Genomic DNA, 21354 nt, shown 5'->3' on the forward strand with positions numbered 1-21354 from the left:
GAAAAAATCTAATTTTGCCTGCAACTAAAATTTTACAACCTGAACCGATGATGAATAAGATTAACCGTTCTGCAAAATTAGCTTGGCTTTTCCTGGCAGGTATCCTGATTTTTACAGCCTGCAAAAAAGATGATGACACTGCTGCTAAACAGGCTGCAAAAGATGAACAGATCATTGCGGACTACCTTGCCGCAAACAGCATTGAAGCTCAGCGCCACGAATCCGGGTTGTATTATCTGATCACCGATGCAGGGACGGGAGAACAGCCAACCATTAACTCGACGGTGGAAGTGTTTTACAAAGGCTACCTTACAAATGGGACAATTTTCGATCAGACAACCAATGGGTCGGTTACTTTTCCATTGAAGAATTTGATCGAAGGGTGGCAAATCGGGATACCTATGTTGAAAGAAGGAGGATCGGGGACATTTTTTCTTCCGTCTGCGCTTGGTTATGGTTCCTCAGCCACGGGATCAATTCCTGCCAATTCAGTGCTGATCTTCGAAATTGACCTGGTGACGGTTTTGTAATTTCTTTTGTTCCCGGATTTTTCATTCGGCCGGTATTCAACCCACCTCAAACCTGAAGAACTCGCCATCGTTGTATTGATTTGTTCCAAACCACCAGCCAGCATTGCCTTTGCCTGGAATGAGCGCTCCTCCGTGTTTTACCAGGGCTTCGATATTAACCCCAAAAGGATGATACCCAAATACTTTTACTCCGCCGGGATTTCCCCAACGCTGGATGAAGGCGGATTTCAATGCTCCATCTTTTCCAAGGATCAGGTGCAAAGGTTGTTCCTCCCGGTGAATTAACCAGGATGCTGTTATCTCATTTTCTGAAATAACCTCCCATTTGATCGCCGGGTGAATCAGCAAATGGGGAGCAAATAACGGTTCCATCCTCGCCCTGCCTTCGGCTGAGCGACTAACATCTTCGCCGATGGCTTTCATTACTGGGATAACATTAAAGAGCGACCATTGCATCGCACCCTGTTCCCTGTGAAAATAATCAAAACCCTTCACAGGTAAAATTCCCATCATCACCCTGGCCTGCCATAAAAATCCCTCAAATGGATGGGCATACAACGTTGAACTGAAATTGGCCCAGTTTACCAGTTTGATGATTCCTTTCAGTGGAACTCGGGCATGTGTTGAATCAGGAATACCTTCAGGCAGATGATATCGGAAAAATCTTGCAACAGGATCGGGATATTGCTTCAATAAAAATTCTCTATCCATTTCATTAGTTGGTGCTGTGGTGATTTGGCGGATTATTTCTGTCGGGTTGATCATAGTTCGTGATTTAATCGGGGCTGTCTCAAAAGTCTTTCATTTGGATTTACAACGTTTCGGGTTAATACAGACTTTTCAGACAGCATCTTTTATTTAATTGTTTTTTCTTGTTTCTTACTTTATAAAAGACCTCAACTGTTGAAGAATCCCTGGCAGGTAGTTACCGGAAAATATCCTGCATCCTTACTTCAGTCACTTTACCAAAGTCGTTCATCCATTCAATGCCGATACGCTTTTTATTGCCGATGATAGTGGTAATGACCGGTTGTTGATAGAACTGATTTTTATGGAAATTGACAATATCCTCAAACGACATTGAATCATACTTTTTTACCCACTCTTTGCGCGGATCAGAATTGTATCCCTGTTTAGTCCATTGAGCCACCGGATAAGATATTTGTCTGAACGGGGGCTTTTTACTGTTGATGGATTGCACAAGCGCACGGCGTAGCATGTCAATACGGTCGGATTGATCAGGTGGATTGGTGATGATTTGGTGCATCACCTGGATAGCTTCCTGTGTCTTATCGGCCTGAGTCCCCACAAAACTGGTCAGTGTGGTTTCCTCATCAGGATAAAAAGGCTCATAAACACTGGCGCCGGTGGCATAGGCCAATGAACGAAATTCACGGATTTCCTGGAACATCACACTCGACATACCACCATCGAGGTATTCGTAATAAGCGTTCAGCAAAGGTTTGTCACTTTCAGTTACCTTATCGCCTTTGATAAAGAAATAATCCTTGCTCTGGATGGCGTTTTTGTCGTCGAGGAAAAACACCATGGGCTCGCTAAAGTCACGGTAAACATTTCTGACCGGTGATTTGCTCTTTTGCTTAATTTGTTTAAAGTTTAAATGATCAGCAAGAATGGAGGCTACATCCTCAGCAGCATGGGTTCCGGAATAGTGAATTGCAGTTTCAAAGGTCATGGCGGTTTTTAATGCATCCGTAAGTTGCGAGGCCTGGAGACTTTTAATCTCCTTGGCTGTAAGGTCTTTCAGGAATTGTGAGTTATCCCCGAATACTGCAAAGGAATAGAGCGCATAACCGAGTGTTTCCGGGTCCTTTTTGTTGATCTTATCTGATGTTTTTGCCGATTCGTAAAGATTTTTGATTTTTTCCTGGTCAATGTCAGGCTTATCCAAAAGTTTGGCCGCCAGATCGAGTATTTGTTTGGTGTTTTCTTTCGGGCCGCTGATTTCCACCGTGAAATCGTTTTTTGAAGCATAGAAAGACAGGGAGCCCCCTAATGACTGAAGCTCTTTTTTGAATTCCCCGAAACTTAAACCTTCAGGCCCCACCAGGTACATATATTCGGCAACCTGATTCAGGATCGGCATTTCATACGTACCTATTCCATAATCGATGCTAATGTCGAAAAGGTCATTTACCTTGTTTTCGACATGGAAAAGATGGGTCAATGATGTAATGTCGGTCACAGTTACATCTTTCGTTTTTTGCTGCGGGCTCCCGAATTCGATAAATTGTGGAACTGACAGAGGCACTTCCATCTCTTCAATCATTTTAGCATATGCCGATTTCTCTCCGGTATTCTTTGCCGGAATGTTTTCAAATGGAGGTTTGAGTTGCTGAGGCTTCTTTGGCAGGCCCGTTTTAGAATGAAAAGCAAGGTAATTTTCTCCAAACCAGTTGTTAGCAGCTGCCAGGACATCAGCTTTTGTGATTTGTTTGACTTTATTAGGGTAGTCAATCATATCCTCCCATTCACTTTCTGTCATGAAAGTTGTAATCATCATATAACCGCGATTGAACTGGTCTTCAAAATTTCGCTGATAATTAACAATGATTTCTGTTTTAATGGCTTCAAGGAGGGATTCATCAAAATTACCTGCTTTCAAATCGTTCAACTTGTTCCCGATAAGATCCTCCGCCTTTTTCAATGATTGCCCGACTACTTTTGGTACGAATAATATGTACTCGCCGCCGGCATCTGTGCGGCGATCACTGATCATCTGTGCCATCATCAACTTATTATTCATCACCAGCTCGTCAAGTAAACCGGTTTGTGATTCATTGGACATCAAGGCATTTACAATATTAAGCACCACGCTCTCTTTACTGTTTTGAGGTACTGAGCGATAGGCCCTGATGCCGAACTTCACGGGTGTAAGTTTTTGCTCCACAAACTGTCTTCCCTCAAACGGTTCAATTTTCCATGCAGATGGTTTTTCAGGGATTTTTCCAGATTTCCATCTGCCAAAATAGTTGGAGATTAATGGTTTGATGGCATCGGTGTCAAAATTTCCCGAAAGCACCAATGCCATGTTGTTTGCCACATAATACGTCTCGAAATACTCGTGCATTTTTTTCATGGATGGGTATTTCAGGTGATTGGGATAACCAAGGATCGGCACCCCGTAAGGATGATCGGGGTAAAAAGCAGCGGTAAATTCCTCGAAAGCAGTGGCAAAGCGGTTGTCGCTGTACATGTTGTACTCTTCGTAAACGGTTTCGAGCTCAGACTGAAAAAGCCGGTAAACCGGATTGATAAAGCGATGTGAATAGATTTCGAGCCATTTTTCGACCTGGTTGGCAGGCAGCACATTGAAGTAGGCGATGCCATCATTTCCTGTGCCGGCATTCAGATAAGCACAGCCCATTTCGCCGAGGATTTTCTCAATTTCATTGGGGATGGCATATTCAGCCGCTTTGATCGAAAGGCGGTTGATTTCCCGCTGCATGTTGAGTTTGTCAGCTTCTTCGCTGGCATCAGCCAGTTCATCGTACAATGCAGCAATACTATCGAGATATACTTTTTCGGTGGCAAAGTCGAGTGTCCCAATCTGGTCGGTACCTTTAAACATGATGTGCTCGAAATAGTGCGCTATGCCTGTGGCTTCGGAGGGATCGCGCTTGCTGCCCCCTTTTACCACCACCGCTCCGAAAATATTTGGGAGCGAAGGGTCTTCGTTCAGATAAATGGTCAGCCCGTTGTCGAGTTTGTAAATCTCAGTTTTTAAGGCAGGTTTTTCGGTTTGTGAAAATCCGTTTTTGGTAAAGGGCAAAATCACGAGTAAAAACAGCATTGCTGCTGTAAAAATGCCTGACAGGGGGAGGTTAGCTTTTTTCATTCAAAATGTTTTTTGATTGTTAAATGAGGAACTTCTGTAGTGCAAAGCTAATCCTTTTCACAATACAATTGTTGTATCTGGTTTTTAGTAAAACAGTTTTGTATTATACTGTTTTGTATTATACTGTTTTGTGTTATACAAATCTGTGTTATTGGTAGATCTTCTCCCAACAAGTTCTCAAGGATTAAAAAAAACGGGATGCACTACCTGGCCGGAAGTTGCTGCTTTTCCTTCACGCGCGCTACCGGGTACCTGCGTGTCACATTATCAGCCCATTCGGTGTTGTGGTAGATATAACCTAGTTGAGCGCGGTGACTCTTTTGAAGTGCAGTGTCATTTTTGATGGCTTCTTCCCATTGCTTTCTGAAATCAGGATGTTCGTCCAGGTAACGGAGTGCATTTTCTTCAAACCCAAAAGAAGAGTAATATTCCCGTTCTTCGAGGATGGGATCGAAGAAGTTCCACCGGAAAAAAGAATCCTGTGCGTCAGGCTCGAGCATTTCCAGAATGTAGCGGTTGGCCGGCTGATCCATCGGGATCAGGTAATCGCCCTCCCACACCTGAACCTTTTCAGTTTTGACCTCATAAGTAACTTCATTATGATTTCGGTGCCAATTACTTTGGTAAGTATTGGTTTTCACCTCTTTGATCATGTATCTTTCGGCAGTGATCACTGTATCCTTTGTGAAGCAAAGCATTTTGACCCCGTTGTGTTGCAACCGCTGCGACACTTGTTCCCAGGCTTGTGGAAGGATATAATACTCCGGTGAGGTGATTATTTTTTCGGGCAAATGTCGATCGTAGTATGGAATAACGGTGTCGTAAGGCTTCGAGCGGTTGAACCCAAAACGAGGCATACCGGTAACAGGACTTATCCCTATTTCTCCTTCGTAACCTTTATACCGGATCATTCTGAAGTTGATGCTGTCAGCGGCCCATTTGACAACGAATTCTTTCTGGTCTTTGGTAAACTCGTTTGCATCTGTGATCAATTTACCTATCTCGGTACTATTTGAATTGGTAAACGAAACCAGCGCTTTTTTAAAATGATACACCGACATCACACGGTCGGGGAAGTCAGCGTAAATCTGGTTTTCGGTCATAAAACTCATTGTATTGAACAGACCTGTGTACCCGGTTGAAAAACGCGGGGTTTGCGGGTTGAGTTTGATACCATCTTTTGGAGTAGTATTCCAATAGTCAACATAGGGGATCATCTCATAACCTGCTTCCGACATCTGCTCATAAAGGAATGGGATCATGTGGTCGTGATACAAATTCGCAAGATTTTCAGGTAAAGCATCGGGCTGGTATGGAATCAGGGTGATGACGTAAGGGTGGTCGGTACCGTTGGTGGTGTGGGTATCGAGAAAAACATCGGGCTGCCAGGTTCTAAAAATCTGAGCAAAAGCCCAGGCGTTTTGGGTGTCCATTTTGACAAAATCACGGTTGAGGTCAAGATTTTTGGCGTTTCCGCGATGACCTGCCTCTTTTGGCGTAGTTTGCCCGGTGCGGTGGTAAGCGCTTCGGTTTAACGCCCCCCCGATATTATAAACCGGGATAATACAAATTACAGTATGTTCCAGCAATTGTCGCATTTCATCCTTATTTCGGAGTATGTCATCTGCAAACATCAGGCTGGCGTCAATCCCTTCCGGCTCTCCCGGGTGAATCCCGTTCATGATCAGTACGATCCGTTTATCGGATTTTTTTGCTGATGCAGGATCAAATTTCCGGTCCTTGTCCATCACAAAAAGATGAAGCGGTTTACCAACATCTGTATTTTGGTAGGTCATCAATTTTGCTTCAGGATAATGGTCAGCCAGTTTTGTATAAAAAGTAATGGCTTCCTGGTAGGTAACCGATTCATTTTGCTCGTAGCGCAATTCAAAAAGAGATTGTCCTTGGCCTTCTGTTTGAAGGTTGCAGGCGGTCAGCAAAACCAGCATGGCAGTGGTTGCAAGTGTCAATAATTTCATTGGATGAAGAATTTTGAGGCGCCAAAGATAAAAAGGAAAGAGGAGAGAAGTAGTAAATGGAAAGTTTTAGGGTAAAAATGAAGCAGAAGAATTTTATCCCAAGGCAATTCCGTTCGGTTTTATGAATTTTCCTTGTTGACCATCAATGTTAAAATGATGGCTTTTGAAAATTAAAATTCTATTATTAAGGCTGAAAAACCGGATTTAACCTTCTTTATTCATAAACTTAGTGAATCTTTGTGTCTTTGAGCCTTTGTGGCAACTTTTTCTTTTTGCCACTCACCAAGTGATGCCTGTGGCACAAGACACCAAGACTCTAAGAATCAAAAAATTAAAGAATTTCATGAATTTACCAGGTTAAGACATCTTGGTTGGAAATATCGCAAAGATTGAATTTAGTAATTAAGATTTAAAATTCATCTCCGCCCATTTCCATTTCTCCGTTGCCATTTTCACCGGTACGTTGACGCTTGTAATTGTTGATTTTGTAACTCAGACTCAGCATCACAACCTGCGGTTCGTGGGTCATCAGATCGCTTGAGCTGAAACCTGGTCCTGAGGAGAAACTTTCCCACCTGGCTGTTTTGAAGACATCCTGTACAGAAACCGAAGCAGAGAGTTTGCGGTCAAGGAATTCTTTACGCAGTGCAAGACTTGTCATTAACGAGCCTTTTGTTTCCCCCTGAGCTGAAACTGAAGGTCCGTTGTAGCGGCTATTGATTTGGAAACGAAAGTCGTATGGCAATTTGAAGATGGCATTCAGCCTGCTGTTCCAGTTTATACTTTCTTTATCCACATCGGTATCGGAGACTGATCCCTGCAGCCTGTAATGGAAAAGATTCCCAGTCAGGCTGAGTTCAAGCCAGTTAACAGGTGTTGTGTTAATCATCAACTCTGTACCCAGTGAATAATCTTTATTGATGTTGTCAAATGTGTACAGGAAAGTCTCATCATCCTGGAGTGTCTGTATCCTGGTAATTTTGTCAGTAGAAATCCGGTAATATCCTTCGAGGGCGAATAATGATCCCCACATGCGTTTCTGGTAAGCCACTTCATAAGAATCGGTAAGTTCAGGCTCAAGATAAGGATTGCCCTGCCTGCGGCTGAATGCGTCAATATACATGATGAAGGGGTCGAGCGACCAACCCCTTGGTCTTTCGATGCGGCGGGTGTAGCTGGCTTGCAACTGGTCTTTGTTTTCGAATGTATAGGACGTGTGAATGGTAGGGAAAAAATCGAAACGATCAACTATGGCCGGGTCATCCGATTTGATGTTGGTGATTTCGCGATAGTTGTATTCACCCCTCAAACCCAGCTGATAACCGAATTTTTTATAGGTGTTTGCAAACATTCCATAAATCGAATGGATATCATTTGAATAGGTCATTTCGTTGGAATAGAGCGGGTTTTCAATCCATTCACCGGATAATTGATCCCAATCGGTAAACTCGTAATCGTCGGTGCTCTTTTCCAATCTGCCCTGGTAACCTATCTCAAATTTTGCCGATTCGCTGAGTGGTTTTACATAATCCACCTTAAAACGAATTTCGCTCTCATCCCCCATTTCATTCGTCCGGATGCGGTAAGGGTCGGGATCAGTAATGATCCAGTCAGCATCTGTCTGATACTCCTGCTGATCATTAAATGAGGTTCCATCACGCTGCGAGAGATAGCCTAAAATTTCGATTTGCTCTCCTTTATCATCAAACTTATGCTGACCGGTGAAAGTCATCCGGTAATAGTCACGATCACGGTTGGAAACACTTAAAGTTCTGAGGTAATCGTAATAGGAAGCAGGTTCGGTAAAATCGCTCTGGTTAGCTGTCAGGCTTCGTTCAAATTCAAATTTACCCAGTTCGCCTGAAAAGGACAGCGTTGTCATGTCGGATAAATAATAGTCTGTTCCTGCCCTAAAACTGTAACCACCCCGGTTCATACCCCGGTCGCCCACAGAGGTAATAAATCGGGTGGTATCGTTACGGTAAGTTTCCTGGTTTGATTCACGGTCACCACCTGAATTATGATCCCGATAGTCAGCACCACCAAAAATATTGAACTTTCCGGTACGGTAATTCAGCAGGAAATCTGTACTGAATTTGTCTTTAGTCCCCACTGAAAGGTTGACAATCCCGTTAACTCCTTCACTTTTACGATGTTTTAGTATCACGTTGATAATTCCTGCGACGCCGTCCGGATCGTACCTTGCTGACGGGTTGGTAATGATTTCGATCCGATCGATGTTGCTTGCGGGAATTTGCTGCAAAGCATCGCTCCCCTGCAACACGCTTGGGCGGCCATCCACCAGAACGGTAAAACTGGAACTGCCGCGCAAACTTACATTACCTTCAATATCCACCTGAACTGATGGGGTATTTTCGAGTGCAGTTACGGCTGTACCTCCCTGTGCCATAATATCCTGACTCACGTTTACTACTCTTTTGTCTATCTGGAATTCTATATGTTCCCGCTCGGCAACCACATCGATGGCTTCAAGGCTCTCTGATGATGGATCAAGTATCATCTGACCCAGATTGACAACTTTACTGTTTGGGGTAATCCGGATGTCTTCGAGGGTAAGTTTATTGAAACCGATAAAATTGGCTACCATATAAAATCTACCAAAGGGCACCTGACTGAGCGTAAAAGAACCATCTGCTGTTGTTACAGTTCCGGTGACCATGCTTGAGTCACGGTGACTGAAAAGTACCACGTTGGCATATTCCATGGGTTTATTGGAATAAGAATCAATGATTTGTCCCTTGATAACTCCTTCAGCTGGCAAATTTGTCATTCCCGCACCTCCCCCGCCACCTGGTCTTTGAGCATAATTATCAACATTTAGCAACAAAATAATCAGCAGGAAAAAAACATTTTTTGTCATAGATAGAACATTAAATTTCGCTGTGCAAATTAACAGGGTTTTGGCAGATTTGTTTTTTAGACACCTTTTCAAACTGGTTTATTCCGGTGTTGTAAGAAAATGTTTGCGTGCTTTGACGAAGACATTACTTATCTCCTGCAATTACAATTTCATTCGTCTGTGTGCGAGTATTAAGTTTCTTGTACATTTGCTTTAAAATTTCATTGTTGAGCACATGATCAGTCTTTCAAGATTAAATGCCTCCTGGAAGGTACTTGGCCCTGGGTTAGTTTTTGCCGGTGCTGCCGTCGGTGTTTCTCACCTGGTGCAATCAACAAGGGCGGGCGCAAGCTATGGATTCGGGCTGATCTGGGTACTGATCATTGCTAATATGCTGAAATATCCTTTTATGGAGTTTGGCCCCCGCTATGCCAATGTTACCGGCAAATCGCTGATTGACGGTTACAAAATCATCGGTAACTGGGCTTTAATACTGTACCTGATATTTACCTTCGGAACCATGTTTGCCATACAGGCAGCAGTTACAATTGTCACTGCAGGGATTTTTGCCAGCGTTTTCAATCTGACGCTCTCACCTGTGCTCATTTCAGCTTTCATATTATTTGTTTCGATGATCATACTTGGGTTTGGCCGGTATTCTACTTTGGACAAGATCATTAAAGTGGTTATTGTCACTTTAGCTCTTTCAACCATTATTGCAGTGATTCTTGCCTTGAAGCTTGACTTTTTCGATCATGAAACGGTTTCCGGGCATTTTAACTGGAGTAATCATCTTGATGTCCTTTTCCTCATTGCTTTCGTCGGATGGATGCCTGCACCGATTGACGTTTCGGTTTGGCATTCATTATGGTCAGTAGCTAAAGAGGACCAGATGGGACGCAGGCCAACCCTGCATCAGACACTGACTGATTTTAATATTGGTTACATCGGAGCGGCTCTGTTGGGTGTGGGTTTTCTATTGCTTGGCGCATTGGTGATGTTCGGAACGGGAGAAGAGCTCTCCTCCAATGGCGCAATGTTTTCCCGCCAGTTGATCAGCATGTATACTGCCAGTATTGGATCGTGGGCCTATCCTTTGATTGCCGTTGCTGCCCTCACTACAATGTTTAGCACGGTGATCACTTGTCTGGATGCTTACCCAAGGGTGCTCAGAAAATCAACAGAGTTGTTGTTCAGGCAAAAGTTGCCGATGGAGAAATATAGCCAGTTGTTATACTGGATTTGGATCATGGTAGTGGTAACCGGTACGATAACGCTTCTGGGCTACCTCTCCGGTACCATGCGCTTTATGGTTGATCTGGCAACAACGATTTCGTTTGTTACTGCTCCAGTACTCGCTGTGATTAATTTTAAGGTCATCACGCACAAACATATACCGGATTTTGCCCGCCCAAAACCCTGGCTAAGGGTTTATGCCTGGCTGGGAATTATCTTTCTTTCGGTGTTCAGTGTTGTGTTTATCGTCTGGCAGTTTATTTTGTAATCATCCGGGAATTGAAAAACATGGAAAGCAGAATAAAAGTAGTACTTGAAGACATCACCAAACTGGAGGTTGATGCCATAGTGAATGCCGCCAATCAGTCCCTCCTGGGAGGTGGTGGTGTGGACGGCGCCATTCACCGGGCCGCTGGTCCGAAACTCCTTGAGGAGTGTCGTGGATTGAACGGCTGCGAAACAGGCAATGCAAAAATTACCAAAGGATATTATTTGCCGGCAAAATTTGTGATCCACACTGTCGGGCCAATATGGCGTGGGGGGAATAAAAATGAACATCAGTTGTTGGCAGCATGCTATTCTAAAAGCCTTGAAATTGCCAGTAAAAATGACTGTAACTCAGTTGCATTTCCCAACATCAGTACCGGAATTTACGGATATCCAAAAGAAGAGGCTGCAATCATCGCCGTTGAATCTGTAAAAAATTTCCTTGAAAATAACAGCATCCCTGTTACTGTTTATTTTTGCTGCTTTGATCATGAAAACTATTTGATTTATAAACGATTGATAGATTAACTGAGCTGATCTGTGAAACGACTACCCGCTTTACTTTTTTTATTTTACCTTATCAATTTTTTCAGTGCAAATACACTTTTTGGCCAAATTGAGAAAAAACAGGTAAAAGCTGTCAAAATAGAAAAACCCCCACTGATAGATGGTATTTTAAATGATTCTGTCTGGATGATGGCCAACCCTGCTACAGGGTTTATGCAGTACGAGCCGGTGAATGGTGGTGAAGCCGGCCTTACTACTCAGGTTTATTTCCTTTATGACGATATCGCCATCTACATAGGTGCAATGATGTTCGACAGCAATCCTGACAGTATCCTCACCGAACTTGGTTTCAGGGATTCCTATGAATTGAACGCTGACTACATTTCATTTGAGATCAATCCTTTTAACGACGGAATCAACACGGTGATATTTGGACTATCTGCTTCAGGGATTCAATATGATCTTAAAGTGTCGGATGACGATGACGATATGAGCTGGAATGCCGTATGGAAAAGTGATGTGGCGATTGTTGAAAATGGCTGGTCGGCAGAGGTTATGATTCCTTATTCCGAGTTACGATTCCCTAAAGAGTCATCAGAAAACTGGGGGCTCAATATCTGGCGAAATGTCCGTCGCACCCGCGAAATTCAATCATGGAATTTTGTTGACAAGGAAATTGAAGGAACCACTAAACAGGCTGGTGAACTTACCGGTCTGATCAACATTAAACCACCGCTCCGGCTTTCCTTCACACCCTATGTTTCGGGTTACCTGGAAAAAAACGCTGCTGATCCTGACTGGGGTTACAAACTGAATTATGGCATGGATCTGAAATATGGCATCACCGAAGCTTTCACCCTCGATATGACATTGATCCCCGACTTTGGCCAGGTGCAATCCGATGACCAGGTTTACAACCTCTCACCATTCGAGATTTATTATGACGAAAGACGCCCCTTTTTTACCGAGGGCACTGAGCTTTTTGAAAAGGGGAATGTATTTTATTCAAGAAGAATTGGCAGCATGCCCGAAGGCTATTCATCAGTGAATGATAGTTTGAATGAAGGAGAATACATCAAAGATAATCCGGCCAGTACAAACCTGATCAACGCCACGAAAATATCAGGCCGCACTAATAAAGGGCTGGGTATAGGAGTTTTCAATGCCATTTCGGCCACAACCTACGCAACCCTGAGCGACTCAATGGGAAATACACGCCGTGTGGAAACGCAACCATTTTCGAATTACAATATGTTAGTGCTGGATCAAAACCTGAAAAATAACTCCTACCTGAGTTTCTATAACACCAATGTTTACAAGGGAAAAGATCATTATACCGCCAATGTGAGTGGTACGCAGTTCCTGCTGTTCAATTCTTCTTCCTCTTATTCTGTTTATGGCCGTTTCAATTTGAGCCAGAAATACATACCGAAAGATGATAATGAACTGGGTTTCATGTACAATGTGAAATTAAGTAAAACAAGCGGACAATTCAGGTTTACTTTTTCACAATTTGTTGAGGATGATAAATATGATCCGAACGACTTGGGATACCTGCAGGCAAATAATGAAATCTCCAACAGCCTTGAACTGAACTATAACTTCTACAATCCATTCTGGAAATTGCTCAGGCTTAACAATGAAGTAACTACCTTTTACAAGATGCTTTACAAGCCCCGCGAATACAGCGGGTTTGGTATCGAGGGTAACTCATGGGGTACTTTCCGCAACTACCTTACTCTTGGTATTGATTTTGAAATTAAACCTGTGGATCAATATGATTACTACGAAGCAAGAACTCCGGGACAGCCATTTATCATTCCTCCTCACTGGACCGCTGGGATTTTCCTCTCTCCCGATTACCGCAAACCTTTTATTGTAGATTTTAAATCCGAATATGCACGGGTACCCCAATTAGATTATACTTCATTATCCTTTTCATTTTCCCCGCGATGGCGTGTGAATGACAGGCTTACTTTCAGGTTTACAAGTGAATGGGATAACCAGAATAATGATTATGGCTATGTGACCGATATTGTTAATGATGAAACCCCGGAAATCATTTTTGGCCGCAGGGATTTGGAAAATGTAGAAAATATCTTCCAGACCACCTACATTTTCACCAACAAGATAGCACTTGATTTCCGTTTAAGGCATTACTGGCTCAAAGCCAATTATGAACAGTACTTTCAGCTCGACCCCGAAGGAAATCTCATTACAACCGATTACACCGGCAATAACGATTTCAATTTCAATACCTTCAATATTGATATGATTTTGCGTTGGGAGTTTGCACCAGGAAGCGAAATGGCACTTGCCTGGAAAAATGCAATTCTCACATACAATGACGGAGAAGTGGTTGACAGGTATTTTGAAAACCTGCGCAATACGCTCGATTCACCGGCAGATAACAGTTTTTCGATCAAATTGCTTTATTATCTCGACTATCTTTATTTCAAAAAAAGAACGCATTGAAAATAGAGCTACAGTAAATATTTACCATTCATCTGAAAAAAATCTTGTTCATTTAAAAAGTTGATGTATTTTTGCAGCCGTTTTTAAAAGCGTTCATTCAATAAATGGTCCGGTAGTTCAGTTGGTTAGAATACGTGCCTGTCACGCACGGGGTCGCGGGTTCGAGTCCCGTCCGGACCGCAATTAAAAACAGAAAAGCCTTGTAATTCAAATGATTGCAAGGCTTTTTTTTACAATAGAAATTTTTCATGCCATCTTTTGTTGCTGATGGTTGATTAAAGTTAAAAATTGTCAATGCGAAAAATTGAGTTCGAGAAGGAGAGTTTATCGTGCTAACTGGTTGTAGTGCGTAAGGAATTTGGTGCAACTTTATTTTCCAGAGATTTGGAAAAAATGAGATTAACTACTCAACCGGACATGACTATAAACTATCATCCTCATCATCGTCATCACAATCAATTTCATAATCGTATCGAGTGTATTTTGTCCTTTTATCATACCCAACCACCCGGTAAGGTTTATATCGCTGAGGCTGCCTTGACCTCAAACTCTTGGGTTTTTGTGTTACATTTTTCTCCTGTTTCGGCTAGGAACGCACTTCGACAGGCTCTTTATAGCTGGGTGGTAGGAATAGTATCACATCAAGAATGGTTAGAACAAAAAGGGTTAGAAATAACTTCAAAACAAATTTTTCGAATTTCATTTCTGAGGTGGTTTTGGCGGAATTAATTATTCTGATGAACTACTCAAACCTTTGGAAGTCCCTTTTCATCAATAAACCTCTTTAGCCAAATCAGTAAATCAAAAAGCGCCCAGAGAACTGACATAAATGTATATTTTGAATACTTTTCCTGTATCTCATGGGATGAGGGGTGGCAGACTGCAATTATAGTTTGAATTTGTTGTGAAACATGATCATCTAACAATTTAGTTCCTGAATAGGGTACTTTATCAACTGTTACTGTTAAGCCGGAAAGATATTTTGAACAATTTGTCAGAGCAACTCTTTGTTTTTCAAAATTCATCAAGGCATGTGGGAGCACTTTTTCATCAATCGAGCTGACTTGCCGGAATATTTCCTCAAGCATTATCCGGCATGGGTTGAAAAGAAGATTTTCCGGATTGTCTATTTTGTTACTTTCAAATACTTTAATGATGTTGATAAGGAACTTTTCATGTTTTTTGTTCAGATATTTATCCCCAAAACAACTAAATGGCTCTGGATATTTTACCCTAATTTTATTTTTATCAGAATTCTCAATTTGAAATGTTAGGTACTCAAACATCTCATTTTCCTCTCTGTTCTTTTCAAAAAATGTTGCATCAACAGAATCCTTAACTTCAATGTATTTAGACAATACCACATAGGGAATGTAGCTGCCCGCACCTTTCATTTCACTTAATTCTTTTATTGCTCTACTCACATGCTTCTGATTATCACCTCGACTATCTTTGGTTAACTTACCTTTCCCATCAATAATCACAGCATCGTAACTATCAAAATCTTCATCAAGTTTGGATTTTGCATCTTCCCAATTGTCATAATAATCAAGCTGGAAATTGTTTCCTGCAGCTCTGTCAATCAGTGAATCAGCATATCTGCGGTCGTCATCAACAAATAGAACTTTATAAATTTTTTCCATGCTACTTTATTCTTTTGGTAGTTTAATGACAAAATGAACTTCTGCTTTGGTTGCTTTTTTTTGATCGTCAGTTTTCTGTTCGACATAGAGAGTTTTACCAGGTGGCATTAATTCGATTGTGCCGGAGTGATTCTCGATTACTTTTCCAATGAGAAAGCCGCCAATGCCACTCCCTTTTCTGCTGTCAATTCGCCCTCCAAACTTCAAAAAGTCCACCAGTTGAAAATCTTCGGGAAAAGGTATTCCGTTGTTAATCATATCGAAATAGTAAAAATCATCATCGGAACGTAAATTGAAAACGATTTCTCTTTCAGATGAATTTGGTTCAAAAGCATGTTTCAGTGTATTGAAAATGAAATTTCTAACTACTACGCCAAATTGAAATTTATCTACAAAAATAGTATGACCATTGTCAATAGCCTCAAAGTCATTTACAGTTAGCAAAACATTCACTTTGTGATCTTTCAATTCACTTATCTTATCAATCTCTTCAGTAATGAATTTTTCAAAGCTTTCTTCTGACTTGTTAAAACTTGCTTCTTCAACCTCAATAATTCCTTTGATATTAAGCATCAAATTTTCAATATCTTGAAGATTCATGGACATTCGTCTAAAAACTTCGCTGATTTTCGAACCATTTTCAAAACCGGTTATTGATGCATCCAAATCAATTCCGGTTCGTTCTGCGAAATTTTTCAGGTTTTCGATGTCATTATTTATTCCACCGGTGATATTCCCAATTTCATGTCTGATAAATCCCAAAAGCTCTTTTTCTGATTTTGCAGTGATACCGGCTTTTTGGTCAGACGTTACATCTTCACTTCGCTGGAGTGCCTGCAGCGCCTCTCGTTGGATTTTTACAATTTCTTTTTGCTTTTCAATTGAAGGCAGGGGGATGGTGAGTTTTAAAAAATCATTTTTAGTTAATGTTTGCAACACGACCCCGGTAGAAAACTGTTCAACTTGCTTTTTGAATGATTCGGTACTCAATTGAAAAACCAGGTACTCAATATCAACAATTGCTGTATCAACAACAAATGCGCGAATGCGATTAGGAATCAAAATTGGTCCGTTTTCCTGATTGTAAAAAGTTGGTTTTGGATTGGCGCTTAAACCAGAGATAAGTAGCACCGGATCATTAACTAATCTGAGATTTGCCAGATTATAATTTCTTTTTAGCGCCTTGTAATCAAGGTAAACTTTAGAGAAAGCCTCGTTTAGGTCTCCATTAGTCACAATAGGAGGTGGATCAATCCTATTCCATTCTGAAAGAACTCTTGCTGGTTGTAAAACCCTCTCCAAAGCGACCTGATTTTCCTGTTCAGAAGGCTCACTGACCATATTTCTCTTTGCTGAAAGATTGTAGCTTTCGGCATCAATTTGCTGATAACCGGTTTTTGAATAATTCGAGATTCCATAATCTATGGATGGCTCCATCACTTGATTATCAAATTCGTGGAGTTGCTCCTGAAACTGCATGCCAATCATTTGAATTTTTTCGAATAGTTCCTTATCGTCCAAATCTTCCAATTCTACAAAAGTGATTTGTTCATTCACATTCTTTGAAAGAATAAGCAAACTTGTTTTAATAGCTGTAATGGGGCTAAACAGGTTAGTGGGTAATGAAATTACACCGGCAATGCTTTTCTTATCCAATAAGTACTTTCGTATTTCGATGAAATCGGGCTTGCTGCTGTATAAAACATTCTCAGGAACCAATATGATCGCCCTGCCATTTGTCTGCAAACTGAGGGCGCACTGTTGTATGAATTGAAGCGTAAAATCTTTGGTCTTTACCGGAAAATGATCGTTTGCTTCAGTGTTTGATTGCTTCGAAGTAAAAGGTGGAACGCAAATAGCAAAATCGAATTTGTCCTTTGGAGTTTCATTCCCAAAAGAATCTTGATTTACAAAGTCATCTGTATTGATGTGATTAACAATCAGGTTCATCAATCCCAATAAATAAATCTCTTTATTGATCTCCTCGCCGGCAAAAATGAATGACGAACCCGTTTTCTGAGCCAATAGTGCCGGAATGGTTGCAAATCCGGTTGCAGGGTTGTATACGCGAGTGGTTTTGTTGATTTGATTTCCAATCATCTCACAAATCAAATTACTTACGATTTCAGGTGTGTAGAACTCCCCCGCTTTTTCAACTTGTTGCTTAGCCATTTTGTAAATCAACTCTTTGAAAAATGCGCCAAACTCCTTTTTTGAAACCTTCTGTTCACTTAAATCGGTGTTTAGGTAGTCGTCAGAAAAAAGAACCGATTGATTTTTTTCAATGATTTCTGTGAAAGTTTTGATCAAACCATCCACTTTAAGCGAAAAAGGCCCATCACTGCTTTGCAGGGCAATGAGAAAATGAACCAACCCTTCACCATCAAATGAAATATCTGCAAAACCAATATTAAGTTGTTTTTCTGCCAGATCGGGGTTGTCGAACATCCTTTTAAAAAGGAACAAAGTAGGCAGCAGCAATTGAAAATTGTTTTCGCTAAAACCGGACTGATAAAACAAATGTATTAAGTCATCACGGATATCGGTGGCAATGGTTATCAAATCTTTTTCCTTGACAACGATTCGGGCAATTCTTCCATCATTTGTCGTATAAAACAGGTTTTGATAATGACGCACACGCAAAGGGATCTGAAAGGCAGGCACCGGCATCCCATCTCCCCTCTGATAAAGGTTGTGCTTATTTATCTCATCGGCGATTTCAGCGGCGGTCATGGGACGGTCGAAGCGGCGCAAAACATCAGTTATGGCTTCATGAAGCGTTCGAGTCTTTTGCCGGAACGAAATTGATGGTTTTTCAGCCAGCACGGGAGAAGGAATCTCACCGATGCCGGTTTTTGATGTTGAGAAAGCTTTGTTTCGGAGGCAAATCTGACCATCCATCTTAGTGAAAAGCGCCGCATAATTTTTCACCCGCGCATGTATCTGCGAGGTTGGTACAGGATTTCCGTCACCGCGTTGATATAACTTTAACCTGTTTACCTTGTCTGCAATCTCTGAGGCTGTCATGCAACAGCCGCTCTCCGTGAGTACTTTTTGGATGGCTTCGTGTAAAGTCATGGTTTATCCCCTGATTTTAGTTTTTAAAAATGATTCGATCTCCTGCAGCATATTCCGATCCAATGCATTTGCAAGCGTGGTAGTCCCGAAATTTGTTTTCACTTCATCATAGATTGACAGGCGGTAAACCGGAATTTGAGTTGCCATCCCGTAAATGTCACGGCAAAAATCGTAAAAAGCCCTTTGTTTCCACCTGGGAGAGCCTTTGCCGGTTAGTTCGCCATTTGGGCCTGCTGTTCCAAATTGTCCCTCTGTGGAGCTATTTGCCCAATACCCGCCCCTGGCCGCTTTTTTCAGGCAAATGTTTTCAAATTTATCGCAGAAAATACGGTAGCTGGCCACATTAAACATTTTCAAGTCTTTGTATATAGCCGAGTCAAGAGTTTGTTTCCTGTAGCGGTTGAAATGTTGCTCTTCATCCAGTTCGATAACAAAATGGGGTGTTACAATATCCCAGCCGCCAAAGCGGAATGGAATTTCACTGAGGATACCTCCAAGTGAACGGTAAACCCTCATTAGCTCTTCATGATGCTCTCCAAGCACATTAATGTTAACTGAATTGGCATAACCAATACCATAGATTTGCTCAACGATTGCTTTTAAGGTGGTCTCTTTTTGTTTCATTGTTTTTGAGTTTTGATACGGCTGCAAAACTCAGTTGTATCTATGCACTCTATCTGCACAGCTAAAAATATTTTTTGATCAGGTTTTCTGCCTTTGTAATTACAGCTTGCTTAAGTTGTTCTGGATCAATTATTTTCAACCCATCTCCAAATGAAAATAAAAGTGTTGTCAACTCAAAATTGATAATAACTTCCAGTTGAATGCGTACAAATTCACCTGCCCTTTCAATGACTTTTTGCGAACCGTGAAGGGGTTTTGTTTCGATGTAAGGCCAAACATCTTTATTGATTTCCAGGATGACAACTTCAGGTGTATCTCCCAAATCTGAGCTAACGCCGACCATATCTTCGAAATACTCTTCAAAATCAATGGTATCATTCTCAATGTATTGATCGTTGGTTTCTTCGGCTTCGATTATTCTGTCGAGTGCGAAGTTTGAAATTGCTTCGTAATCCTGGTTAAAACCAAAGACAAACCAACGTCTGTTATACTGCTTGAGATAGTATGGATGAAAAAGGGCATTTGTTGGCTCAAGCTGTTTAAAACCCTGATAAGTAAGGCGCAAAGCACGTTGATTCAAAATGGCATTGAATACTGTACCAAAAAAATCCAATCCTTTCAGGTATGGATTCTGCTCAAAGCCAACAAATGAGTTTGAATCGCCTTTAAAATGAAAAACCTCCTTTAATCTGATTTGGACTTCCTCAATCCAATTGAAATGAGGCATTCCTTTAAACCTTGTAAGAATTGACAATGTCTCGGTGATTTGTGAGGCTTCAGCCGGGGTTAATGCTTGTTTATTTATCGAGAAAGATTTGTCTGTATATCTGTAATATTTCATCTTTCCATCTGGAATTCTTTCGAGCGGAATTGCCCATCCCTGCGAGCTTTCCATGAATCTGATATCTTCAAAAATTTGTCTTTGTTTGACTCCATCCTCAATTCCTGTGAACTCGTACAGTGCATCCCTACAAGCCGCAACCAGGTCTTCGATAAAAAACTTTCTTCCGAAATTACTGAAACACCTATCCAGTGCCTGATATCTGATTGTTGCGTGCTTATTGGTTGCCATCAATTATTGTATAATAATTCAATTCAAACAAAACATTCATAGATTGTTAGTATTTATTATTTTGTTTCGCATTTGGGTTATTATTCAGTATTTCTCCCTTCCCATCGCTTCGAATCCCCCCACTCGTTATAAGCAATTTTGTTCTTTGCCAGGCTGATCCGCATTTCAAGACAAGATTTGCAATCGGCAGGACTTTCGTCAGTGCAGGGTTTGTTGTCGTAAAGTTTGTACTGATCGCGGTAGTTGCAAGGCGTGATGTTGGGCATGATCACGTTGGCGCCGATCATCACCGCCTTTTCTCGTCCGATTTTGTCGATGGATTGCAGGGCTGTGGCAGCGGCAATATTGATGTCTTTCATCATGATTCTCAAAACGGCAATCATCTTCAGCGCCAGGTCAAAGCGCTTCTCCAAAGGTAACAGCAGATGCCGGAATTGGTAAAGTGGCGTGTCGGCATGTTCGAGATAAGGTCCCATACCCACCATGTCGATATCGAATGTTTTCATCCAGAGAAGATCATCGGCAAGGTCTTCATAAGTTTGGAACGGCAGGCCGATCATCACACCGGTACCGACCTGAAAACCGGTATCTTTCAGGTAGTAAAGGCTTTTCAGGCGATTGTCAAAAGAGTGAAGTTCGTTGTTTGGATGTAATTTGTTGTAAAGCTCCCTGTTCGATGATTCGATGCGGAGTAAATACCTGGTAGCTCCATGATCCATCCATTGCTGGTAAGTCCCTTTTTCCTGCTCGCCGCACGACAAGGTTATCCGGAGTTTGTTATCCGTTGCCTGGTGAATTTTATCCAGGAGCTTAGTAATACGATGGGTAACTTTCCGGCTTTTAAGTTCTCCGGATTGCAGTACGATTGATCCATAGCGGTTGTCGAGGGCAAATTTTGCAGCCCCGACAATTTCTTCATCAGTCAGATTGTATCTTACCGCTCTGCGGTTTGACTTCCGGATGCCACAATAGCAGCAGTTTTTTGAGCAGATATTAGAAAACTCAATTAATCCGCGGAAATAGACTTTATCCTGAACATATTCCCGTTTGACAGCTGCCGATTTCTCGAACAGTAACTTTTTTTCTTCACCTTCAAGTTGAAGGAGTTCAATAATATCATCCCTCGAGAGTTCAGAAAGTTTTAGTATTGCTTTAGTTGTTAACATGAGAAGGGAAAAATTTTAAAGTTTTAGCATGCAAAGATAATGCTTTAAAAAGCTTGAC

At 41.6% G+C, this 21354-nt stretch carries 13 protein-coding genes and 1 tRNA gene; 5 read left to right on the forward strand and 9 right to left on the reverse strand.

The window, feature by feature from the left end:
• Positions 1 to 50: 50 nt before the first annotated feature.
• Positions 51 to 530: an FKBP-type peptidyl-prolyl cis-trans isomerase gene (locus IH598_00735; protein MBE0637028.1), complete on the forward strand. Its 480-nt coding sequence runs from the start codon at positions 51 to 53 to the stop codon at positions 528 to 530.
• Positions 531 to 566: 36 nt separating this feature from the next.
• Here IH598_00735 and IH598_00740 read toward each other — a convergent pair whose 3' ends face one another.
• From IH598_00740 to IH598_00755, 4 genes are all read right to left on the reverse strand, one after another.
• Complete coding sequence (locus tag IH598_00740; protein ID MBE0637029.1) at positions 567 to 1295, reverse strand: hypothetical protein; 729 nt, start codon at positions 1293 to 1295, stop codon at positions 567 to 569.
• A gap of 160 nt (positions 1296 to 1455) precedes the next feature.
• Entirely contained in the window at positions 1456 to 4389 is a 2934-nt protein-coding gene (locus IH598_00745; GenBank protein MBE0637030.1) for an insulinase family protein, read from the reverse strand.
• A 203-nt stretch (positions 4390 to 4592) separates the two neighbouring features.
• The gene (locus IH598_00750; protein MBE0637031.1) at positions 4593 to 6368 is read right to left on the reverse strand and encodes a hypothetical protein; all 1776 of its coding nucleotides are present in this window, start codon (positions 6366 to 6368) and stop codon (positions 4593 to 4595) included.
• Positions 6369 to 6777: 409 nt separating this feature from the next.
• Positions 6778 to 9249, reverse strand: a complete 2472-nt coding sequence (locus tag IH598_00755; protein ID MBE0637032.1) for a TonB-dependent receptor — start codon at positions 9247 to 9249, stop codon at positions 6778 to 6780.
• A gap of 214 nt (positions 9250 to 9463) precedes the next feature.
• On the opposite strand from IH598_00755, the gene IH598_00760 reads away from it, so the two are divergent.
• The 4 genes from IH598_00760 to IH598_00775 all read left to right on the forward strand — a co-directional run bounded on the left by IH598_00760 (position 9464) and on the right by IH598_00775 (position 13893).
• Positions 9464 to 10732, forward strand: coding sequence for a divalent metal cation transporter (locus IH598_00760; GenBank protein MBE0637033.1), 1269 nt, complete (start codon positions 9464 to 9466; stop codon positions 10730 to 10732).
• Between the two features lie 20 nt (positions 10733 to 10752).
• Positions 10753 to 11259 carry an O-acetyl-ADP-ribose deacetylase gene (locus tag IH598_00765; protein MBE0637034.1) on the forward strand — a complete coding sequence of 169 codons (507 nt, stop codon included), beginning with the start codon at positions 10753 to 10755 and terminating at the stop codon, positions 11257 to 11259.
• Positions 11260 to 11271: 12 nt separating this feature from the next.
• On the forward strand, positions 11272 to 13713 hold the full coding sequence (locus IH598_00770) for a carbohydrate binding family 9 domain-containing protein (GenBank protein MBE0637035.1): 2442 nt from the start codon (positions 11272 to 11274) through the stop codon (positions 13711 to 13713).
• A gap of 106 nt (positions 13714 to 13819) precedes the next feature.
• A tRNA-Asp gene (locus IH598_00775) sits at positions 13820 to 13893 on the forward strand.
• A 566-nt stretch (positions 13894 to 14459) separates the two neighbouring features.
• Here the strand turns inward: IH598_00775 and IH598_00780 are convergent.
• The 5 genes from IH598_00780 to hydE form a co-directional block, all read right to left on the reverse strand.
• Positions 14460 to 15356, reverse strand: coding sequence for a hypothetical protein (locus tag IH598_00780; protein ID MBE0637036.1), 897 nt, complete (start codon positions 15354 to 15356; stop codon positions 14460 to 14462).
• 6 nt (positions 15357 to 15362) lie between these two features.
• Complete coding sequence (locus IH598_00785) at positions 15363 to 18434, reverse strand: N-6 DNA methylase (GenBank protein MBE0637037.1); 3072 nt, start codon at positions 18432 to 18434, stop codon at positions 15363 to 15365.
• A 3-nt stretch (positions 18435 to 18437) separates the two neighbouring features.
• Positions 18438 to 19058 carry a hypothetical protein gene (locus IH598_00790; protein MBE0637038.1) on the reverse strand — a complete coding sequence of 207 codons (621 nt, stop codon included), beginning with the start codon at positions 19056 to 19058 and terminating at the stop codon, positions 18438 to 18440.
• A 61-nt stretch (positions 19059 to 19119) separates the two neighbouring features.
• Positions 19120 to 20130, reverse strand: a complete 1011-nt coding sequence (locus tag IH598_00795; GenBank protein MBE0637039.1) for a WYL domain-containing protein — start codon at positions 20128 to 20130, stop codon at positions 19120 to 19122.
• 80 nt (positions 20131 to 20210) lie between these two features.
• Positions 20211 to 21296: a [FeFe] hydrogenase H-cluster radical SAM maturase HydE gene (hydE, locus tag IH598_00800; GenBank protein ID MBE0637040.1), complete on the reverse strand. Its 1086-nt coding sequence runs from the start codon at positions 21294 to 21296 to the stop codon at positions 20211 to 20213.
• Positions 21297 to 21354: the final 58 nt, after the last annotated feature.

It is taken from the genome of Bacteroidales bacterium (genome assembly GCA_014860585.1).
Lineage (GTDB): Bacteria > Bacteroidota > Bacteroidia > Bacteroidales > 4484-276 > RZYY01.